The sequence below is a fragment of the Ornithinimicrobium pekingense DSM 21552 genome, from assembly GCF_000421185.1.
GTDB lineage: Bacteria > Actinomycetota > Actinomycetes > Actinomycetales > Dermatophilaceae > Ornithinicoccus > Ornithinicoccus pekingensis.
In genome coordinates, this window is sequence record NZ_ATWJ01000009.1 from 436,777 (window position 1) to 443,267 (window position 6,491).

At 69.7% G+C, this 6,491-nt stretch carries 5 protein-coding genes; 2 read left to right on the top strand and 3 right to left on the bottom strand.

Translation table 11 applies throughout. The features are described 5' to 3' along the window. Nucleotides 1-303: 303 nt before the first annotated feature. On the bottom strand, nucleotides 304-1,527 hold the full coding sequence (locus K330_RS22695) for an excalibur calcium-binding domain-containing protein (RefSeq protein WP_084617356.1): 1,224 nt from the start codon (nucleotides 1,525-1,527) through the stop codon (nucleotides 304-306). 186 nt (nucleotides 1,528-1,713) lie between these two features. Continuing rightward, on the bottom strand, nucleotides 1,714-3,606 hold the full coding sequence (locus tag K330_RS20385) for a sialidase family protein (protein WP_022921610.1): 1,893 nt from the start codon (nucleotides 3,604-3,606) through the stop codon (nucleotides 1,714-1,716). Between the two features lie 201 nt (nucleotides 3,607-3,807). On the opposite strand from K330_RS20385, the gene K330_RS0109560 reads away from it, so the two are divergent. Both K330_RS0109560 and K330_RS22700 read left to right on the top strand, forming a co-directional pair. Further along, nucleotides 3,808-4,407, top strand: a complete 600-nt coding sequence (locus K330_RS0109560; protein ID WP_022921611.1) for a DUF6318 family protein — start codon at nucleotides 3,808-3,810, stop codon at nucleotides 4,405-4,407. Nucleotides 4,408-4,514: 107 nt separating this feature from the next. Beyond that, on the top strand, nucleotides 4,515-5,294 hold the full coding sequence (locus K330_RS22700; protein ID WP_156875756.1) for a hypothetical protein: 780 nt from the start codon (nucleotides 4,515-4,517) through the stop codon (nucleotides 5,292-5,294). Between the two features lie 8 nt (nucleotides 5,295-5,302). Here K330_RS22700 and K330_RS0109570 read toward each other — a convergent pair whose 3' ends face one another. After that, nucleotides 5,303-6,025 (bottom strand): L,D-transpeptidase family protein, encoded by a 723-nt coding sequence (locus tag K330_RS0109570; protein WP_022921613.1) that lies wholly within the window; start codon nucleotides 6,023-6,025, stop codon nucleotides 5,303-5,305. Nucleotides 6,026-6,491: the final 466 nt, after the last annotated feature.

Here is a 6,491-nt window from a genome sequence, read left to right on the forward strand (position 1 = left end):
GCCTCCTTGAGCAGCGCGACGCGAACACCCCCCTGGCGAGCGGCGTCCTGTGTGAAAAGCTGGGGATTACCTGTGGAGAACGTGTGGGTACACGCCCTCCGCATGTGCACAACATGTGGACGAACCACAGTGCTGTAACTACTAGATGTGGGAATCGTAGGCGCAGGGGTCTACTAGATGCAACACCCTGAGCCACACGAATCTGCCCACGTCACGCGATCCCGCGCCACGACTGGGATCGGACGCGCGAGAGGGGCCGAAACACTGGCGTGTCGGCCCCTCTCGGCGTGTCGGGTCAGTGGGTCACTCGCAGCCGACGCCGTCCCCGTCGCGGTCCAGGTGGCGCCCGTAGCCGGGCTGGCCCACGTAGACCGGCGCGGCGCCGGCGGCCCGGGCTGCGGTGCAGTTCTGGAACCACACGTTCGCGGGCGGGGCCGGTGCCGGAGCGGGTGCGGGAGCCGGTGCAGGTGCGGGGGCAGGCTGGGGCACCAGAGGCTGGATCTGGCTCTGGCGTCGAGCCTGCTCCTCCGCCGCGACCCGCTCGGCCTCGGCCTGACGCGCCGCCTCCTCGGCCTGCAGGCGGGCCGCCTCCTCCGCCTGGCGCTGCGCCTCCTCCGCGGCCTTGCGGGCGGCCTCCTCCTCGGCCTTCTGCCTGGCTTCTTCCTCAGCCTTGCGCTTGGCCTCCTCCTCGGCCTTCTTCTTGGCCTCCGCCTCAGCCTTCTTCTTCGCCTGCGCCTCCGCCTCGAGGCGCTCGATCTCAGCACCGGCATTCTTCGAGGCGGCGCCGGCGCGCTCGTGCAGGTCGGCGACCCTCGCCCGCAGCGTCGCGAGCTCGGCGGCGGTCAGCCCCGCCGCGTCGAGGGAGTCAGGCCGAACCCCGTCCAGCAGCGCCAGGAGCACCACACCGGCAGCGACGGCGTCGTCGGCTGCCGACCGCACCTCCTCCGGCACGTCGCTGCCGAGCGCCGCCTCGACGCTGATGACGGAGTCCTCATACTCCTGCACCCGTGAGGCAAAGGTGCACGTGACGTCCGGGCTGAACATGCCGGCCTGGGCGCCCTTGCCCTCCTCGTAGGCGGCCTGGACCTCGGCGAGGAACCGCTTGTTGGGCTCGAAGTAGACCGGGATGCCGAGCCCGCGCCGGGCGATCTCGGCGTTGATGAAGAGGTCGTCCTCGAAGACGCCTGCAAGCTCGCGCCCGAAGCGGTCGTGCAGCTCCTGGTCGAACTCCAGGCGCACGACGTCGCCCGGCTCCAGCTGCTGCTCGAGGTATGCCGTCGCCTCCGGCCCCAGGCACTCCACCGCCTTGCCGGGGTGCTTGGTCTCGGGGGTGTCGATGTTGAGCAGCCGCACGCGATGCTCGGTCCCGTCGTAGCTGACGTCGATGGTGTCCCCGTCGACCACCTTGACGACCCGTGCTCGGTCCGGGCCAGGTGACCCGGCCACGGCCGCGACGACCGCCCCTCCCCCGACGACCACGGCTCCGGCGGTGAGCACGCTGACGACGACTGTCCCGACTGATGGCACGGTTCCCTGCTTCCTCGCATGTGGATGACGTGCACATCATGGACCTTCGTCCACAGGCTCCCGACGTTGGGGTCGCCGATGCGACCGGTCCGTGATATTAGCGCCTGCGCGTTCTCCCGTGTGGGGAACCCGCCGAGGGGCACGTCCGTGGCGGACGTGCCCCTCGGCATACCTCGTGGCGGTGGGTCAGGGCAGCTCGACCGCCGGCCCCTCGTGCTCGACGACCGTGACGTCGTCACCGGAGGTGGAGGTCCAGGTCGTCACCGGGGTGAACGAACCGCTGTCCAGGTCCTCCTGCGTCACGACGTGGTAAGCGAAGTTGCAGTTGTAGGCGTCGTTGCCGGGCAGGTTGCGCCAGCGGCAGTTGCGCGAGTCGACGGCCGGGTCAAGGTCGCGCAGGTTGCCCGACGGCACCACCGTGGTCACCGCGTCGGTGAGGTTGGTGACTCGGTAGTGGAAGGTCAGCCGGTCGCCCACGGCATACGGCTCGGTCTTGGGGTTGATGACCGTGCCACCGGTGACGCTGATCCGCCCGTCGACCTCGTCCTCGGTCTTGGGCACGACCACGACGAGGGTGCCCTGGGAGCTGCGGCCGTCGGCGCCGGTGAGGGTCATCGGTATGCGGTAGGTGCCACCGGTCGCGCTGGCCGGCACGTCGACGTCGACGCTCACCTCCGCGGTGCGGCCAGGGGTGAGGCGCGAGGGGACCTCGCCGACGGTCACGGACCAGCCCTCGGGCGCGTCGACCGTCAGCTCACCGTCACGGATGACCGGGCCGAGCTGGTTGGCCGTCGAGACGGTGGTGGAGGCCGAGCTGCCGCGCTCGACCGTCAGCTCCTCCGCCGGGGTGAGCGGCGCGCAGAGGCCCTCGAGCCACGCGAGGTTGAACTCTGCATACCTAATGCTGTCGTGGCCGGGCTCGTAGAGGAGGCCGACGTTGCCGTCGGGGAGGGTGGCGAGCGTGGAGTAGGCCATCTGCCCGTCGGTGAACTCCTTGGCGATCGGCCAGGTGTCGCCGTCGTCGCAGCTGGCGCGCACGACGCCGTTGGTGCGGCTGCTCTGGCTGTTGGCGTTGGAGAAGAGCAGCACCTTGGCGCGGTCGCTGCCCTGCTCGGCGTTGGGGAACGCGCGCACGATCGAGGCGTTGTTGGTCGGGTCGGGCAGCTCGGTGTCGATCGTGACCTCGCCGTAGGTGACGCCGCCGTCCTCGCTGATCGCGACCTTGTGGTAGCCGGAGCGGTGGGAGTCGCGGGAGTTGAGCATGACGCGGCCGTCGGAGAGCTCGACGGTCTTGTTCTCGTCCATGCCGACGCCGACCGGCTCGCCGGCCTGCCACGTCTGCCCGTGGTCGTCGGAGTAGACGGAGACGGCCTGGAAGGTGCCGGAGCCGTTGATGATCGTGTACTGCTGGATGAGGCGACCGGCGTGCGGGCCGTACTTCAGCTGGATGCCCTGGCCCGAGGCGGCGAAGCGCGAGCGGACGGACAGGTCGGGGGTGATGTCCGCGGTGATCGTGCGGTGCTCCCACGTCTGACCGTCGTCGGTGGAGACGCTGACCTCGGCGTGCAGGACGTTGCGGTCGTCGGGGTCGACACCGGGCTGGGAGCCGCCGAAGCCCTGGTTCATCGAGTAGACGTGGAAGTTGAAGATGTGGCCGGTCTCGCGGTCGACGATGTAGCTGGGGTCGGAGTAGCCGTGGACCGGGGCCTCCTCCTGGCCCTGATGGACGACGGTCTGCTCCTCCCAGGTGGTGCCGCCGTCGTGGGAGACGCGCTGGAGTATGGAGTTGGGCCCGGGCGCGTCCCACGCAGTGGGGCGGCCGTCGTAGCTGGCGAGCAGCGTGCCCTCGTTGGTCACGGTGAGGGCGGGGATGCGGTAGTTCGGGAAGCCACCGACGCCGGGGACCGCGAGGTCCTGCTCGGTGTAGCTGGGCTGCTGCGCCCAGAAGGGGGCGGCGTCGTAGTCGGGCTGCGGCTCGAGGTGGGCGGCGTGGGCCCCGACCGGCACGAGGAGCGTAAGCGCTCCGACGGCGGCCGCGAGGCGCAGGGATCGGCGGGTCGTCGTTGACGGGTGGGTCATGGTGTCCTCTCCACATAAGACATCAGACGTTTGATGTCTGACGGCGACCCTAGGTGGACGGCGGGGCGACCTCAAGGCCCCGGCGGGAGTCCTTACGAAGTCTTTACCTGTGGACAACGGTTTCTTGACGGTGGAGCAGGCAGACTGCAAGGACGCCGGAGGCCCGCGACCCGTGCGGGCGAGACCTGGAGGGGTAATCACGTGACTCGATCCGTCATCACCGCTGCCGTCTGTCTGGCCGTCCTGGCTGGGTGCGGCGGCACGCCCGAGCCCAGTCCCCCACCCACAAGCGAGGACGCGCTGACGACCGCGACGGCCGAGCCGGACGTCGTCGAGGAGACGACCGAGGCGGCGCCGACGACCGAGGCGCCCGAGGAGACGGCTGCGCCGGAGATGCCTGAGGAGGCGCGCGAGCAGACCGAGGCGGGCGCCGAGGCCTTCGCACTCCACTACATCGATCTCGTCAATTACACCGGCATGGATCCGCAAAGCGGACTTCTCGAGCCGCTTGCTGCGGACGGTTGTGACTCCTGCGAGAACCACGAGGCAACGGTGTTGTACAGCGAGCAGCACGACGAGACACTCACTGGAGAGTTGTGGACGCCTAACGCGGTAACGAGTGTCGTGCACAGTGACGAACAGGCTGTTATCCGGGTCCCCGTCGAACAGCACGCGGTTGACGTGCTCAACAACGCCGGAGAAGTAACCGATACGACCGATTCTGGCCAGTACGTTCTGGTCTTCGAATTGGAACCTGCGGATCCATGGCTGGTGCGAGGGATCCAAGTCGAAGAGCCATGATTGTTCCGACTGCAGCTCTGCTATTGGCGTCTATAGGCATGCCACTAAGCCCCACGGATCCGCCCTGCCGAGGTGCTCAATGCGAGATCGACGGCGATGGGGTCGCAGTGGGGCTCACCAAGCAACAAACGCAAGCTCTCGCGGCCTCGTACCCCACCGGCTCCACCCCCGACAGCCCCACCCAGTGGTACGACTACGTCGCCGTCATCGACTGCATACCTCCGAACTCCCCCGAGCGCCCGCGGCTGGAGATCTGTGGCTTCGCTGTGACCTACTGCGAGGAGAACGTCCCCGAGTCCTTCGGCCCGCGCTCGATCATCTACCGCCGGGCCGCGGACGACTCGGGTCCGCTCGAGGACTGGGCGCCGGTGGCGCCGACCTGCTGGACCGACTCGGTCCCGCCGCGCTCGGGCGAGCCGGCCGAGGAGCTGACCGAGGCGATGATCGTCGAGCAGTTCCACCGCACCGACTTCGCGCTCCCCCAGGCGGTCATCGAGCCGCCCGACGGCGCGACCCTGGTCAACCTCCCGGTCTACTTCGAGCTCGCGTGGCCGGACGCCGGCTTCGCGCCGGCCGAGGTCGACACGACGACGCTCGCCGGCCACGAGGTGCGCATCCGCCCGACGCTGGTCGGCGCCACCTACGTCACCGGCGACGGCACGAGCATCGGCCCGACCACCAGCCTGGGCGGCGGCTACCCCGACGGCGACATCACCCACGAGTACACGACCGCCGCCGAGGTCTCCCCCTACATCTCCGTGGAGTACGGCGGCGAGGTCAGCGTCGACGGCGGCTCCTGGTCGACCATCCCGAGCACGGCCGTCATCGACGGGCCGTCGGCGCCGCTCCAGGTCCTCCAGTCGCGCAACCGCCTCTACGACGGCTGAACCCCCGCTCAGGCGCCGGTCGCGATGGTCACGCGCGAGCCGACATACATCGTGCCCGTGCTCCAGAGCATGTTCATCGCCCGCACCGACAGCCGGCTGCAGCCGTGCGACGCCGGCCACGGCGGGATCGACGTCGAGCCGTGCACCGCCCAGCCGCTGTTGTAGTACATCGGCTTCCACATCTTGCCCAGGTCGCCGTACTGCCAGCCCTTGGAGTAGGCGGAGTAGACCTTCCACGAGCCCGTCGGCGTCGTCGCGCGGTAGCGGCGGCCGTTGAGCCAGTAGTACTCCCCGTTGCCGGTGCTGGTGTTGAGCGCCATCGTCGTGCGGCCGTCCTTGACCACGAGCAGCAGCTGCTTGCGCAGGTGCACCTCGACACGCGTGCCCGACCCGCCGACCGGTCGCGGGAGCGAACCGTTGGCCAGCGCCCGACGCGTCAGCGGTCCGACGATCGCGTCACGCACGAGCCCGTTCTGCTTCTGCACCGCCCACACCGCCTGCTGGGTCAGCTCGCCGAAGTCGCCGTCGGCGGTGCCGCACCAGTAGCCCTTGCTGGCGAGCGTCTTCTGCAACGCCCGCACGTCCTCGCCCATGCACCCGCGATAGAGCTCGCGCACCGCCGCGTATGACGTGCCGCTCGCGAACGGCACGAGCGCGAGGCCTGCGGCGGCCCCGAGCCCTCCCTGGAGCACCGTGCGCCGGTGCAGCCGCGGTCCTGACTGTCCACCCATCGTCCTACCCCTTCCTGCGCGACCGCCCCTGCTCGCGGTCGTGACCCTTCACTGAGGAAGTCGTCGTAGGACGGCCGAATGTTGCGTGTCTGCGGGTGTCGCTTTGGTCACGATCGCCGGCCAGGGCATTTCCGCAGGTCAGCGGGTCTGTCGGTGGTGGGTGGTTGGGTGTGGGTATGTGGCCGGCGCGGGAGTGGGTGAGGGTGGCTGGGACGTCCCAGTGCGAGCCCGATGTGCCGCCGTGGCGTCGGCACGGTCACCGCGAGCCCGCGGCCTCGACACGAACCGAGGCGGTGGCGACCGCAGCACCGGTGGCGACCGCAGGACCGGGGCGGGTGGTGTGGGCCGAGCATCCGGGGTGGGGTGACCCGTTGGATCCGGAGAGTCTGGCGCACGAGGTGCTGGTCCAGGACGCGTTCGAGGCGTTGACCGCGGGCATGGTCGCCGAGGCGCGGGAGGCGGCCGT